The following is a 13,855-nucleotide window of genomic DNA, read 5'->3' as shown; positions in this document are numbered from 1 at the left end:
CATATGACTGGATAAAAAATGAACATTCTCGTCATCGGCTCAGGTGGCCGCGAACATGCCCTTTGCTGGAAAATTGCCCAGAGCCCGTTGGTGGATACGCTCTATTGTGCGCCCGGTAACGGCGGCATCGCCGATGTAGCTGCCTGCGTACCGCTGGACGCCAAAGACTTTGACGCTGTGATCAGTTTCTGCCGCGAGATGGCGATTGATTTTGTCGTGGTCGGCCCCGAGGACCCACTGGTCGCAGGCCTTGTGGATGCACTGACGGAGGCCGACATCCTGGCATTCGGCCCCACCGCAGGGGCCGCGCAGCTTGAAGGCTCCAAAGGCTTCACCAAGGACGTGTGCGCCAAATATGACATCCCTACCGCCGCCTATGGCCGGTTCAAATCGGCTGCAGACGCGAAGGCCTATGTTGAAAAACAGGGTGCCCCGATTGTCGTGAAGGCAGATGGCCTTGCGGCGGGTAAGGGCGTCATCCTGGCGCAAACAGTTGAAGAAGCCTTTGCTGCTATCGACGATATTTTCGGCGGCGCTTTTGGTGATGCCGGTGCCGAAGTGGTGGTAGAAGAATTCCTGACCGGCGAGGAAGCCAGCTTCTTCGTGCTGTGCGACGGGCAAAACACGCTGGCGCTGGCAACCGCCCAGGATCACAAGGCCGTGGGCGAAGGCGATACAGGCCCCAACACCGGCGGCATGGGCGCCTACAGCCCGGCACCGGTTATGACAGACGATATGTGCGACCGTGTGATGAATGAGATCATCAACCCCACCGTCAAGGCCATGGCCGACATGGGCCATCCCTTCCGGGGTGTGTTTTTCGCAGGGCTCATGATTACAGCAGAGGGCCCGAAACTGATCGAATATAACGTACGCTTCGGCGACCCTGAGTGCCAGGTGCTGATGTCCCGGATGAAAAGTGATTTCGTTCCGCTGCTGCTGGCAAGCGCCAAGGGCGAATTGGACGACTGTACAGTAGAATGGCGCGATGATGTAGCGCTGACCGTGGTGATGGCCACCAAGGGCTATCCCGGCAGCTACCAAAAGGGCGATGAGATCAGCGGCATCAAGGCAGCCGAACGGAAAACCGGCGCCACCGTGTTCCATGCGGGCACCAAGCTTGAAGAAGGTATCCTGGTGGCAAACGGTGGCCGTGTGCTGAATGTGACAGCCCTTGGCGCAACTGTGACCGAAGCGCAGAAAACAGCCTATGAAGCTGTCGACACCGTGAACTGGCCCGGTGGCTTCTGTCGCCGCGACATCGGCTGGCGGGCGGTTGAGCGCGAAAAGGCCCAGTAGCCCCTATCCAAAACACACAAAAGCCGGCCTCAGAAGCCGGCTTTTTAAATTGCTGCATTGCCACGCAAAAGCGCCTTAATCGTCTTTGTCTTTGCCTTTCGAGCGCACTTTGAAAGGCGGGAAGACAATACTGACGCGCGTGCCGACACCGGGCTGGCTGTCAATCGTCATGGTGGCGCTAAGCTTTTCTGCAAAAGCAGAGATCAGCGGCAAGCCAAGACCCGACCCTTCGTGACGGCGGCTGAGGCTGCTGTCCACCTGGCCGAACGGGCGTTTTGCGATCTTGATCTCCTCCCCCGTCATGCCGATGCCCGTATCTTCAACACTGAGGCACAGACCACCGGGGGCCGTTTTCTCAAGTTTCATCACCACACTGCCGCCAGGTTCTGTGAATTTGATCGCATTCGACAGAAGGTTGAGGGCGATCTGCTTGATCAGCCGATCATCAGCCTCCAGAAGAATGTCATCGTCAAATTCATAGCTCAGCTTCAGTTCCGCCTCGCGGGCGCGCTGCTGCACCAGGTTGATGCACATCTCAAGGTTTTCAAGCGGGTCAACCCAGGTCAGGTAGGCTTCAAGGCGTCCAGCTTCCACCTTCGACAGGTCAAGGATGTCGTTGATGATTGACAAAAGGTGCGTGCCGCTTTCGTGAATATCCTTGGCATATTCAGCGTATCGCGGTGTCCCCAAAGGGCCGATCATCTCTTCCTTGATGATCTCCGCAAACCCAAGGATCGCGTTCAGGGGCGTTCTCAGCTCATGGCTCATGTTCGCGAGAAACTCAGACTTGGCGCGGTTCGCGAGTTCGGCTGAATCCTTGCTGCGCTGAAGCTCCTGTGCCTGCGTCAGATCTTCAGTGACATCCCGACCAATCATCAACAGCATCGGCTCTTCGTCGCGCTCGATCTTTTGCGCAAACAGTCGGAAATGACGGATCAGGTTGCCACGCGTTTTTACTGTGGTGGGCACGTCAGTCATCGAAGCATTCATCTTCAGTTCCTCGACAAAGCGGCCAAGGAACGTAGTATCTGCCCAGATATCCAGCTCAGCCGATGTCTTGCCGATCACATCATCGCGCCGACGCCCAAAAACATTCAGGAATGCCGGGTTCACATCCAGTATCTTCCCGTCCACGAGGCTTGATATGATCATCACCTCGGGCGTCAGGTTGAAGATGTTGCGGAACTTGCGTTCAGATTGGGCGTAGGCCTGTTCGGTTTCACGCTTGTCGGTGATATCGGTCAGCGATGCTGTGACCGCCGGTTTTCCTTCCCATATGATCTGGGCTGCGCGAAAGGAACACCAGCGAACCTCACCATCCGCCCTCAGTATCCGGGCTTCATAGCTATCAGGCGCATCACCGCCCCCAATGCGCTGGGCGTAATAGTCTTCGATCCGCTTATAGTCTTCGGGGTGAAGCCAATGTTCCATCGGCTCTTTCAGCATGTCTTCTTTCGGGCCTTCGAAGCCCATTAGCCTTCGCAAGGCCTCATTGACAAAAAGGACCTCTGCTTCGCGGCGTACGATCACGCCTTCCGTCAGCAAATCCATTACTGCGGAGAGGTCGTCAGACGACGTTACGCCCTGGTCTGTGTCCAAGTGCGCCTCCTTCGGCTGGCCCTTTTTGTTCTGAAAACTGGTCGTCACCCTGAATCCTCACAACTGGTTCACCAGAAATCATAGATTCAGGGCAGAAAATTGCAATGACAATGGTTACTTAAGTTCATTTGCCTGACAGGCTTTATCATTGAACAGAATGCCCAGTAACCATCTGTTATTGAACATGAATAGTTACCGACATGCCGTCTTCGAGGACATCCGCAGGATGCAGGACCACGGTTTCCCCGTCAGTTAGTCCACCCATTATTTCAGCCTCGCGGTCGTTCATGCGACCAACTTCAACTTCGGTCAGCACTGCCGTATCGTCGATGATACGGAAAACCGCCCAGCTTTCGCCCTTGCGAAACAGGGCGCTTGTGGGCACCTGGAGGACATTCTCCCCTTCCCACAAAATGATGCGTGGCTCGACACGGAACCCATGCCCGAGCTGGCCCAGTTGTTCCCGTGACGCATCGTCAAAATCGATGATTATGTTCACCCGCTGCTCTTCAATGCCGAGCGCCGAAAACTTTGTGAATCCTTTGGGCTCCACCAGACGCACATGGCCCGACAGTGGCTCACCACCCCAGCCTTCCACCATCACGTGCGCACCGGGCTTAACTTGTACTGCCTGATGCGACAGAAAGTCTGCCACGATTTCAATGTCTTGCGGGTCGCCAAGTTCCAGAAGCGGGGTTCCGACAGCGACAACACCTTCGCTTTCATGGCTTAGCGCCAGAACAGCTCCGCTAATCGGCGCATTGATCTGCACCACACCGCCACCCGCGCCGTCTGCCTGGTCCGGCCCAATGAGCGCGGCTTCCGCCACCGCGACATCGGCCCGGCGCATACGGACGCTGGATTTGGCAGTATCAAGCTGGGCAGCCGCCGTTCGGAACGCGAGCTGCGCGCGGTCAAGAGCTGCCGGGCTAGCCGTATTGCTGGCCACCAGCGTTTCTGTGCGTTTGATTTCAGCTTGCGCGTAATCCACCTCGGCCTCTGCCTTGCTGACGCTGGCCTGCGCAAGTTCAAGCGCCGCGCGCGCGGCTTCCACTGCGGCTTCCGCCTCTTTCTGGCGGCGTTCGTCAAGGAAGGCAGGGCCTGAGGGCAGCATAGTCGCCAGAAGCGTTTCACCGGCAACCACACGGTCACCCACTTCCGGCTCAAGCCGCAGCACCCGCCCGGCAATCGGTGCCGAAACCACATAAAGTTCCTTCACCCGCGTGCGGCCATCATCCGTGATTGAAATCTGCATTGGCCCACGTGACGCGGCTCCCGCTTCCACATGCAAGGGTTCAGGCCGGAAAGCGAATATCAGAAACGCCAGGACAAGTGCCCCCATGGCGGTAAACATGATTGTGCGCGCACGCGGTGCAGCCATTTTATTTTCCTCTCCGTTCACGCTTTATCATTATTCGCGCGTTTTCAGGGCCATAACCAAATTCAGCTTGGCCACTTGTCTTGCAATCACGGCGGCAGATACGACCGCTGCCAGAATAATCACGGTCGTCGCATATGCAAACGACCAGTTGGAAACTGTTGTCGGAACGCGGAACAGCTCGCTGCTCATGCTCGAATGGATAAAGAGCGCAAGCTGATACCCCAGGAAGGCACCGATCGGCAGCGCCAGGAAGGTCAGCACCGCCAGTTCACCCAGAAGGACGGCATTCACTTCGCCAACCGTGAAACCAAGGACGCGCAAGCTCGCAATCTCTCGCTGGCGCTCATAAAAGGATATGCGCGCACCTGAAAAAACCACGCCGATGGCGATCAGGCTAGCAAAGAGCGAGTTGAAGAAGGTCATGGTGCCCATGGTTTCATCCATCGTGTCAGCCATGGACTTCCGCGACGACTGGTTCGTCGACACTGCCGCCACTGTGGGCATATCCTTCAGCAGGCTGTAGATTCTGTTCTGCTCGCGCGCATCCACCATCAGATAAGCTCCTGACACGCGGTCGCCTTCCCGCAACAGCGCCGACAGGTCATCGATATCCATATAGGCGGGTGTGCCCAGATAGGTGGGCACCACCTTCATCACCGGCAGACGTTCTGATTTCCTCAGCCCATCCTTGAAATCAATCGTCACCATATCACCTGGTTTTGCAGCAAGCGCTGTTGCCAGGCTGTCGGATAAGGTCACCCCACGGGGGGCGGGATTGACAGCCTGGTCATTCTCATTGATCAACACATTCAGATCAGCGTTCTGCACCACCCCCATCACCCCCTGGTGGCGATAACGGTGGCCATATTTGATAGTTGAAGGCGCGGACAGGAAAGGTTCCGCTGCGATCACGCCGTCTAGCGCCATCAGGTCATTGATAACCACCGGGTCCTGTTTTTCGGTGAAAGCAACCGTAAGATCCTGCCGGCTGACAAGTTCGAACTGTGTCGCGATCATGAGGTTAACCGCATCCTGGCCACTTTGCGCACCGATCATGATAGCCATGCCCATGGCCACCCCAAGGCAGGTCAGGGACGAACGGCCGGGCCAGCGCGCGATGTGACGCACAATCATGCGCATCCCCTGGTCCATCCAGCGCGCCCTTGAGGCGAACGAGCCAAGCTTGCTGTAGTCGGTCGGGGGCGGCGGCGCCATGGCAACCGCAGGCCTGAGCGAAATGGTCTTCCTGACAGCCAGCAGCACACCAAGCACGCCAGCAACGACAGCGAACACAGCCGCCCGCAGATAAATCCCCACACCGGGATCGAAGATCAAAATCGGGAACTTGTAAAAGTCCTGATAGATGCTGGCCATGCCGCCCCCCATGCGGTATCCCGCAAACCAGCCCCCGAGCACGCCAAGAAGCACGATGATTCCAGCAAAACGCAAATAGTGCCAGACAATCGCCGCCGGGCGGTAACCGAAAGCCTTCATCAGGCCGATCTGTTCGCGCTCCTGCTCCACGATCCGGGTCACCACCATATTCAGCAAAAAAGCGGCCACCCCCAGGAAGATCGGCGGCAACAAGCCGCCAAGCGTATCAAGCTGGGTAAACTCGCTTTGCAGGAATTCGTCCGACAGCTGATCGTCACGGTGGTAGGCGCCGATACCGCCATAGCGGTCCAAAACAACGTCGATTTTTGCCAGCACTTCAGGCACGCTGGCGCTGCGATCCAACAGAAAGACAGCTTCATTGAAGGCGCCATCCATATTGTAGGCATGCCCCAGTGCCTCATACCCCATCCACATGATGGCATAGCGCCGGGCATTGGGGATCATTTCGCCAGGCGCGATCGAGTAGATAAACTCAGGCGCCAGCGCAATGCCGGAAATCTTGAGCGTTCGCCTGACACCATAGAGCGTCGCCGCGATCTGATCACCCACACGCAGATTGTGAGCTTCGGCGAAGTCGTCCGCTATCACCACCTGCTCGGAACTATGCTCGGGCAGGCTTCCAGCCTTGAGGTAAAGCGAGTTGATACGCGGCATCCGGCCATCCGGCAGGGACACGATTTTTGCACGCACAGGCTCCGCCTCAAGCGGCATATCCAATATCCCGCCCACAGCGATGCGGCCTTCGGCAAGCCGCACGCCAGGGATGTTCTTCAGATGCTCCAGCTCCTGCAGGGGCGCGCGACGCGCGGGCGCCCAAACGTCAGCCATGGCGTAGCGGCTATAGTATGCCGTCAGCGTATCCTTGAGTGATGCCAACGTGCCATTCATCATCACATAGATGGCCACCCCGCACCCCAGCACAAGGCTGACGGCCAGCACCTGGCCCCACATCAGATTGATGTCGCGCAGGAGCTTGCGGTTCAGTGGCTTGAAAAGCGTGATGAGACGGCTGCGGATCATAGATGGATATCCTCCGGCTTGGCGCGCGTCTCGTTAACCACTTCGCGGTCGATGCTGCCATCCTTGAAATGCAGCACCCGGTGCGCCAGCGGCGCAATGCCCTGGTGGTGGGTCACCATCAGCATGGTGGTGCCAAGTTCCTCCACGACACGGTTCAGCGCATTCAGCACTTTCAGGCTTGTTGTCGAATCAAGTGCCCCGGTTGGTTCATCGCAGAACAGCACACTAGGGCGCTTTGCGATGGCGCGCGCAATGGCCACACGCTGCTGCTCGCCGCCCGAAAGCTCGCTGGGGAAATGCTTGAGCCGCTCGCCAAGGCCAACCAGATGAAGCGCGTCTGCGGCCTTCAGCGGATGGGCCGCGATTTCGGTCACCAGTTCCACGTTTTCCTCGGCCGTTAGCCCGGGCATCAGATTGTAGTTCTGGAAAACGAACCCGATATTGTCACGCCGATAGCTGGTGAGTTCCCGGTCGGTCATGGTGGTCAAATCATTGCCCTTATAGAGAACGTGTCCGTCCGTTGGCGTGTCAAGCCCGCCAAGGATGTTCAAAAGGGTGGATTTGCCGCTGCCGGATGGCCCAAGAAGAACGATCACTTCGCCCATCTCGATTGTCAGGTCCACACCCCTGAGCGCGCGCACCTGGGCCGAGCCTTCCCCATAAATCTTGGTCAAGCCTGTAACTTCAAAGCATGTCCCGGAATTCAGCATCTGGCCCCATTCTGAATCTTCCATACCATAGCAGACTTAAAGCATGGCATTCACCTGCTAAAGACGACGAAAAGTCGCACAAAGTTCGCCCCTTTTTCCGCTTTCCCCTTAAAATTAATGCCGTGACAAACTATATCTTATTAGTATATATGGGAAACCATAGAACAAGTGGCATAAGCCACGATATATAAGTGGCATAAGCCACACAATAACGACAAGTGACGCAAGTCACACAGAAAAAACGCGAGGATGACGTGAGGAAGATTCTTAAGATTGCCGCACCTGGAATGGTGCTGGCGGCTGCCATTGGTTCTGTTATGGTACTTGCTGCAGCCAAAGATGCCCCGGAAAAGAAACAAGAAGCGCCGCGACCCGTTTCGCTGCACGTTGACGAAGTACGTGCAGAGCGCGTTGCCTTGTCTGTGCGCACACAGGGCGAGGTTCGCCCGAAAACAGAGGTAGACCTGACACCACAAGTGTCGGGGCGCATCATTTCGATTTCAGAGTCGTTTGCTGAAGGCGCCGGGTTTCATGCAGGCGACACACTGATCCAGATTGATGACTCAGATTACCGCCTGGCAGTAACCAGCGCGGAAGCCCGGGTTGCTGAAGCCCGCGTAAGGCTTGAGCAAGAGCTCGCAGATGCGCGCATCAAGAAAAAGCAGTGGCAGGATTGGGTTAAGGATGGCGAGCCAACGCCCCTCGCCCTGAACCAGCCACAGGTTGCCGAAGCCCAGGCGAAATTGCGTGCAGCTGAAGCTGACCTTGAAAAAGCCAAACTGAATTTGGACCGCACCCAGATCAAGGTGCCTTTTGCGGGCCGCGTTCTGGAACGCAAGGTCGGTGTTGGCCAATTCGTGAATGTCGGCACTGAACTGGGCCGCGTGTTCGCAACAGATAAAGTGGAAGTTCGCCTGCCGCTGACCGATAGCCAACTGACTGAGCTTGACCTGCCACTTGGCTTCGTCGCAACCGCTGACAACGCGCCCGCTGTGACTTTCAGCGCGACAATGGGCGGTGAAGCTCACACTTGGACGGGCCGCATTGTGCGCACCCATGCCTCGGTGGATCAACAAACCCGACTGATGTATGCGGTCGCCGAAGTATTGGACCCTTATGGCCTTTCAGTAGACGAAAAAGGCATGCCAATGGCTGTCGGCCTGTTTGTCAATGCCGAGATCAAAGGGGTTGTGCCACAGAATGCTCTGGTGATGCCTCGCGACGCTCTCAGGAGCGAAGACAAGGTCTATGTGATCAAAGACAACAAGCTTGAAATCAAGACTGTCGAAGTCCTGTCGACATCTGTGGATCGTGTCTTTGTGTCGGCAGGCGTGGCGCCTGGCGATAAAGTTGTCACGTCGCCTGTCCGCGCCGCGTATGAAGGTATGGCTGTACAGGCCATCGAGCGTAGCGCACAGAACCTAGATAACGCGTCGCGTTAAGAGGGGGCCAGCATGAATAAGCTTATTGAATGGTGGGCACGCAATTCCGTTGCTGCCAACCTGCTGATGATCGGTATCTTCTTGGCCGGTATCGTTGGCTACTTCTCCATGGAACGGGAAATGTTCCCGACCGTCCGTTTTCCTGGTCTGCAAATCGAAGTGGCCTGGCCTGGCGCCAGCCCCGTTGAGATTGAGGAACAGATTGTCGCGCGGGTCGAGGAATCGGTTCGCGACCTGGATAACATCCAGTGGGTGCGGTCAACGTCCCAGGAAGGTTTCGGCGGCATCTACATCCTTGCGGAAGAGAATGTCGACTTCACCCAGTTCATGAACGACGTGAAGATCCGGGTCGATTCCATTTCCAGTTTCCCACGTGACATTGAACCTCCTCGGGTTCAGCAGTGGGTCAACAGGGACGAATATATCCGCATTGCAGTACACGGTGACCTTGGGGAACGTGAACTGAAACGGCTGGCTGAAAAGCTACGCCGTGAAGCGGCTCAGCTTGATGCCGTGAACCTTGTTGAACTGTTTGGCGTTCGCAACGAAGAAGTCTCAATCGAGGTGAGCGAAGAGCAGCTTCGCCGCTACAACCTGAGCTTTGCCCAAGTTGCCAACGCAATCCGCAATAACTCGTTGAATTCTTCAAGCGGCACGGTTCGCACCAGTGCCGGTGAGTTCAATATTACGACGCGGAACATGGCTGACAACAAGCATGACTTCGCTTCCATCATTGTTCGCCAAACCAATGACGGTGGCACCATTCGCGTTGGCGACGTGGCAACCGTTATTGACGGGTTCGAGGATAATGAAATCCTGGCAACCCTGAACGGTGAGCCTGCTGTGCTTCTGCAGGTAATGACCACAGAAACCATGGACATCGTGACGGCGTCACAGTCCGTGAATAAATGGATCAAGGAGCGTACAGAAAGCCTGCCCACGGGTGCGAAACTGACACTCTGGACCGACAATAACGAAGCCTTCCAGGGGCGGATGGAAACCATCGGCGGTTCTGCCTTCTGGGGTCTCATCCTCGTTCTGATCGTGCTGATGCTCACTCTGCGGCCCATTGTGGCCTTCTGGGTATCCATCGGTATCGCCACCGCTTATGCGGGTGCATTCGTGTTCCTGCCAGCGCTTGGTGTTTCCATCAACATGCTGTCCACCTTTGCCTTCCTTCTGGTGTTGGGGATTGTGGTTGATGATGCGATCGTCGTAGGTGAAAGCATTCACTCTGAAAGCCAGAAAACCGGAGGCGGCATAACCGCTTCTGTATTCGGCACACAGCTTGTGGCCAAACCGGTGATTTTCGCCGTTTTGACCACCATCATCGCTTTCCTGCCCTGGGTTGCCGTCGGTGGCAACACCGCTGAATTCACGCGGCACATTACCTGGGTTGTGGTAACGGCGCTGACCTTCTCGCTGGTTGAATCGCTCTTGATCCTGCCGGCTCACCTGTCGCACCTGAAACCCCGCACCAATCTGGGTCGTTTCAGCCGCTTCCAAAAGAAGATTTCCGGTGGCATCACCAACTTCGCCCAACGCCATTATCGCGGCATCGGCGAGTGGGCTGTAAATCGCCGGTATCTGACGTTCTCTATCTTCATCTTTGTCCTGATCGTCGGCTTCGCGCTCAACAGCCTAGGCTATATCAAGCAAGGCTGGGATCCGGAATTCGATAGCGACGAAATCAGGGTCAATGTGACCATGCCGGAAGGGGCGTCCTATAATCGGGCACTGGAAATCCTCGAACAGCTTCAGAACGCCGAAAAGGCTCTGGTGGAAGAGGTTGAACAGCTGAGCGATGGGGAAGGCCACCTTATTGAGAACTGGTATACCCGGTCTCGCCGTGACAGCGTTCTGGCGATTGTGAAGCTGGCTCCACCAGAAAAACGGGAGATGACGACAAAAGAGGCTGCTATCCGCCTTCGCGAACTGATGGGCGATGTACCTGATGCCAAGTCTGTTTCCGTGGAATACCAGGACGGCAACAACAGCCCGGGCTTTGAGCTGTCGGTTCGTCACCCTGACCTCGACATCCTGCGCGATGCGGTTGACGATCTTGAATCACAGCTGCGCACTTATGATGCCCTCTATGATGTGCGGAACAACCTTTCCGGTGCGTCTGAGGAAATCCGCCTTGAACTCAAGCCCGGCGCCGAAAAGCTTGGCCTGACACTTGCGGATGTATCGACACAGGTTCGCCAGGCATACTATGGCGTTGAAGCACAGCGCATCCCACGTGAGGGCCAGGACGTAAAAGTCATGGTTCGCTATCCACGGGAAAGCCGTCGCACCATTGAAAGCCTGAAAGATTTCCGTGTTCGGACGTCTGATGGTAAAGAGGTGCCGCTGCTGGCAATTGCAGATCTCGAATATGCCCCAGGCATTACCGCGATCAACCGCTGGAACATGAGCCGTGCGGCCCGTGTCAGTGCCGATCTCAAGACAAGCGTTCGTGATGACATCATGAAGGACCTTGAGAAAAATTTCTTCCCGTCTTGGGAGAAGAAGTATCCCGGCGTGAACCGTGAGCCAATTGGCCAGGCGCAAGGACAGCAGAAATTCCTGATCGAGATCGCCAAACTGTACGGCATGGCTTTCTTCATCATGTATATGATGCTGGCGGTAGCCTTCAAAAGCTACTGGCAACCCTTTGCGATCATGATCGCGATCCCATATGCGATTGTGGGCGCATTCCTGGGCCACCTTGCAACGGACATGACACTGGGCATCTTCAGCTACTTCGGTATTGCGGCCGCTGCAGGGGTTGTGATCAACGACAACCTTGTCTTGATGGACTATTGCAACAAGCTACGCGAACGAGGCATGAAGCCAATTGAGGCGATCGTGGAAGCAGGCGTTGCTCGCTTCCGCCCAATCCTGCTGACGTCTGTCACTACTTTCGTTGGTCTGGTACCAATGATGCTGGAGCAGTCGATCCAGGCGGCCTTCCTGAAGCCGGTGGTTGTTGCACTGGCAGGCGGCGTCCTGATTGCCTTCTTTGTGACGCTTCTGATGGTACCGGCCCTGTTCGCTATCGGGCTGGACATCGGTGCCATGTTCCGGCGCCTATGGGCGGCGATAAAACGCATTTTCCAGGGCAAACCCAAGAAAGAAGCACCTGCACAGGCCGAATAGGCTGCACAGCATGGCGAAACAAAGAAAGGCCACCGGATGTCCGGTGGCCTTTCTCTTTGTGAAGCTGCCGCTAGTACCCAGCGGCAAAGGAGCCCGGTCTGCGCGGATCAGCGGCCCCCAGGATCAGGCCATCCACCGAACGGGCGAGGGACTGGGCAGAGCCAAGAACGGTATCCCAAGCTTCATTGGCCCCCGTCTTCACCTTATGCCCCATCTGCCCCAGCATGCGGCGAGTATCAACCGAATGACCCGGTTCCAGGAACAAACGGTCAGGATACCACTGGTGGTGAATGCGCGGCATGTTGACTGCGGCCTGCACATTCATGTCAAACTCCATCACATTCAGGATTGTCTGCAAAACAACTGTGATAATAGTAGACCCGCCTGGGCTGCCGGTCGCCATAACCGGCTCTCCATCCTTGAAAAGGAAAGTCGGTGTCATGGAACTCAAGGGGCGCTTGCCCGGCTCGATGGAATTGGCTTCCCCACCCAGCAAGCCATAGCCGTTCGGCATACCCGGCTTAGCAGAAAAATCATCCATCTCGTTGTTCAGCAGGAACCCCGCACCTGGCACCGAATGACCGTTGCCGTAGGTGTAGTTCAGCGTGTAGGTGTTGGAAACCATGTTGCCTGCCTTGTCCATCACCGAGAAATGCGTGGTATCGTTGCTTTCTTCCGGAAGGTTTTGCGCGGGTGCGATTTCTGTCGAGGGTGTTGCGCGATCGAGATTGATCTTGCCCCTGATATCAGCTGCGTATTCTTTGCTGGTTAGCGTCTTGACCGGCACATCGAAATAGTCCGGGTCTCCCAGATATTTTGAACGATCCGCATAGGCATATTTCATGCTTTCCGTCAGCCGGTGAATATAGGCCGCACTATTATGGCCAAGCGATTTCATGTCCCAGCCTTCCAGAACATTCAGCATTTGTATCACATGCACTCCGCCAGACGATGGCGGCGGCATGGAAACAATCTGATACCCGCGGTAACTGCTCGTGAGTGGCGTACGCTCGACCACGCGATATTTCTTCAGGTCTTCATGGGTCATGATGCCGCCCTGCGCCTCCATTGCCGAGATGAGCTTGTCGGCAACCGGGCCTTCATAAAACCCGGCAGCACCCTTGGCTGCGATAATTTTCAGCGTTTCTGCCAGATCAGGCTGGCGGAAAATCTCCCCAGCTTCATAAAGGGAGCCATCCGGCTTAAAATAGTTTTTGGCGCTTTCCGGGTCTGCCTTCAGGCGCTTTGCATAGCGCCCGAGCGACTCATTCAAAGCCCATGTCATCGGGAAGCCCTCTTCCGCAAGTCTGATAGCCGGGGCCATCACATCCGCGAGGGACATGGTGCCGTATTTCTCAAGGGCTGTCGTCAGGCCCATCACTGTCCCTGGGACACCACTGGCCTTCATCGTGTATTGTACGAGATTGTCATCTACATCGCCGTTTTCATCGAGGAACATATCCCTGTGGGCCGCCGCGGGCGCCATCTCGCGGTAATCCAGCGCTATCACCCGGTCTTCCGCCCGAAGGTAGATCATCATGAAGCCGCCGCCACCCAGGTTACCGGCCTGTGGGTGGGTAACGGCCAAGGCAAACCCCGTGGCCACCGCCGCATCCACCACATTACCGCCCTTTTCAAGGATTTCTCTGCCTGCTTCAGAAGCAAAAGTCTCCTGGCTCACCACCATCCCGTTCCGGGCTATGGTTGGGTGAAACTGGGTGTCATAAACAATGATAGGGGCACTTGTGTCGGCCCAAGTGGCACTAGCCATCACCCCAAACGCGGCTACCAGGGCCACAAAAATACGCAGCATACGCATACAAAACTCCCTCTGATACGGCTGTCCCGTATATTTGACGAACTTCCCA

General features: G+C 56.3%; 8 protein-coding genes. 3 read left to right on the top strand and 5 right to left on the bottom strand.

Annotation, left to right across the window (positions count from 1 at the left end):
* The first annotated feature begins 18 nt into the window (after nucleotides 1–18).
* Entirely contained in the window at nucleotides 19–1,299 is a 1,281-nt protein-coding gene (gene purD / locus KORM41_RS10095) for a phosphoribosylamine--glycine ligase (RefSeq protein ID WP_068144001.1), read from the top strand.
* A gap of 75 nt (nucleotides 1,300–1,374) precedes the next feature.
* Here purD and KORM41_RS10090 read toward each other — a convergent pair whose 3' ends face one another.
* The 4 genes from KORM41_RS10090 to KORM41_RS10075 form a co-directional block, all read right to left on the bottom strand.
* Nucleotides 1,375–2,898, bottom strand: coding sequence for a PAS domain-containing sensor histidine kinase (locus KORM41_RS10090; RefSeq protein WP_156431861.1), 1,524 nt, complete (start codon nucleotides 2,896–2,898; stop codon nucleotides 1,375–1,377).
* Between the two features lie 175 nt (nucleotides 2,899–3,073).
* Complete coding sequence (locus KORM41_RS10085; protein WP_068143999.1) at nucleotides 3,074–4,279, bottom strand: efflux RND transporter periplasmic adaptor subunit; 1,206 nt, start codon at nucleotides 4,277–4,279, stop codon at nucleotides 3,074–3,076.
* 30 nt (nucleotides 4,280–4,309) lie between these two features.
* Nucleotides 4,310–6,694 (bottom strand): ABC transporter permease, encoded by a 2,385-nt coding sequence (locus KORM41_RS10080; protein WP_068143998.1) that lies wholly within the window; start codon nucleotides 6,692–6,694, stop codon nucleotides 4,310–4,312.
* Nucleotides 6,691–7,368 carry an ABC transporter ATP-binding protein gene (locus tag KORM41_RS10075; RefSeq protein ID WP_231727091.1) on the bottom strand — a complete coding sequence of 226 codons (678 nt, stop codon included), beginning with the start codon at nucleotides 7,366–7,368 and terminating at the stop codon, nucleotides 6,691–6,693. The genes KORM41_RS10080 and KORM41_RS10075 overlap by 4 nt, the downstream gene beginning before the upstream one ends.
* Nucleotides 7,369–7,658: 290 nt before the next feature.
* Here KORM41_RS10075 and KORM41_RS10070 point away from each other — a divergent pair, with 290 nt between their 5' ends.
* Both KORM41_RS10070 and KORM41_RS10065 read left to right on the top strand, forming a co-directional pair.
* Entirely contained in the window at nucleotides 7,659–8,846 is a 1,188-nt protein-coding gene (locus tag KORM41_RS10070; protein WP_231727089.1) for an efflux RND transporter periplasmic adaptor subunit, read from the top strand.
* A gap of 12 nt (nucleotides 8,847–8,858) precedes the next feature.
* A complete protein-coding gene (locus KORM41_RS10065) occupies nucleotides 8,859–11,987 on the top strand; it encodes an efflux RND transporter permease subunit (RefSeq protein ID WP_068143994.1) in 3,129 nt (1,042 codons plus the stop codon).
* 70 nt (nucleotides 11,988–12,057) lie between these two features.
* Here the strand turns inward: KORM41_RS10065 and ggt are convergent, their stop codons facing one another.
* Nucleotides 12,058–13,806 carry a gamma-glutamyltransferase gene (gene ggt / locus KORM41_RS10060; protein WP_068143992.1) on the bottom strand — a complete coding sequence of 583 codons (1,749 nt, stop codon included), beginning with the start codon at nucleotides 13,804–13,806 and terminating at the stop codon, nucleotides 12,058–12,060.
* Nucleotides 13,807–13,855 lie beyond the last annotated feature (49 nt).

This window comes from Kordiimonas lipolytica (genome assembly GCF_001550065.1).
This window is presented reverse-complemented; position numbering and strand designations above follow the sequence as displayed.

Coding starts and splice junctions, on each gene's coding strand:
- KORM41_RS10065 (WP_068143994.1), top strand. CDS start 8,859: ATGAATAAGCTTATTGAATGGTGGGCACGCAATTCCGTTGCTGCCAAC.
- ggt (WP_068143992.1), bottom strand. CDS start 13,806: ATGCGTATGCTGCGTATTTTTGTGGCCCTGGTAGCCGCGTTTGGGGTG.
- KORM41_RS10085 (WP_068143999.1), bottom strand. CDS start 4,279: ATGGCTGCACCGCGTGCGCGCACAATCATGTTTACCGCCATGGGGGCA.
- KORM41_RS10080 (WP_068143998.1), bottom strand. CDS start 6,694: ATGATCCGCAGCCGTCTCATCACGCTTTTCAAGCCACTGAACCGCAAG.
- purD (WP_068144001.1), top strand. CDS start 19: ATGAACATTCTCGTCATCGGCTCAGGTGGCCGCGAACATGCCCTTTGC.